Source organism: Vibrio sp. 10N.222.46.A1 (assembly GCF_041473595.1).
Lineage (GTDB): Bacteria > Pseudomonadota > Gammaproteobacteria > Enterobacterales > Vibrionaceae > Vibrio > Vibrio tasmaniensis_A.
Window position 1 is genome coordinate 1 of record NZ_JBFRSN010000814.1, and the last position, 889, is coordinate 889.

General features: G+C 45.6%; 1 protein-coding gene. It reads right to left on the reverse strand.

Annotation, left to right across the window (positions count from 1 at the left end; genetic code table 11):
- Positions 1 to 137: 137 nt before the first annotated feature.
- Positions 138 to 889: flagellar motor switch protein FliG (gene fliG, locus AB4496_RS20445; RefSeq protein WP_372131798.1), on the reverse strand; the 752-nt coding region annotated here is incomplete at its 5' end.

Genomic DNA, 889 nt, shown 5'->3' on the forward strand with positions numbered 1-889 from the left:
TCACCTGACATATCAGTACCTATCTATGAGTTCGTCCAACTGCGTTGTAGATTCAAGCAATTACACGGTAGTTAATCTGTGGTTTGAAGTTGGATAAAGAAAAGCCCCAACAATGTGGGGCTCTTGAGGTTTCTGTATTAAAGGAACTCGTCGGCGCCACCAGACAGCATAATCTCGCCACTGTCTGCCATCTTCCTCGCAATACCCAAGATCTCTTTCTGAGCCGCTTCTACATCAGAGACTTTAACTGGCGGCATCGCCTCAATATCGTCTCTCATCATATCAGCTGCACGCGTAGACATGTTCTTGAAGATCTTCTCACGTAGGCTTTCATCAGCACCTTTAAGCGCTTTCTGTAGAACGTCTTGTGGGACATCACGCAGCAATCGCTGAACACCTTGGTCATCAACTTCAATAAGGTTTTCAAAGACAAACATAAGATCTTGGATCTGTGTTGCCATGTCTTCGTCTTGATCTCGAATTTGCCCCATCAAGATGCCTTCTACATTATTGTCCATGTAGTTCATGATCTCAGCAGCGGCTTTCAGGCCACCAATTTTGGCAGCTTGAGCACCCGCTTGACCCGCAAACTGTTTCTCCATGATTTCATTCAATTCAGCGAGAGCTGAAGGTTGAACTTCTTCAAGGTTAGCAATACGCATCATCAAATCAAGACGAACACGCTCAGGGAATTGAGACAAGATCTCAGCAGACTGATCCGATTCCAAGTAAGACAGTACGATCGTTTGAATCTGTGGGTGCTCGTTGATAATGATGCTTGCCACCTGACGAGGATCCATCCACTTAAGAGAATCCAAACCTTTAGAGCCAGTACCCAGAAGGATTTGATCAACAAGGTTATTCGCCTTATCTTCGCCCAGCGCAGCTA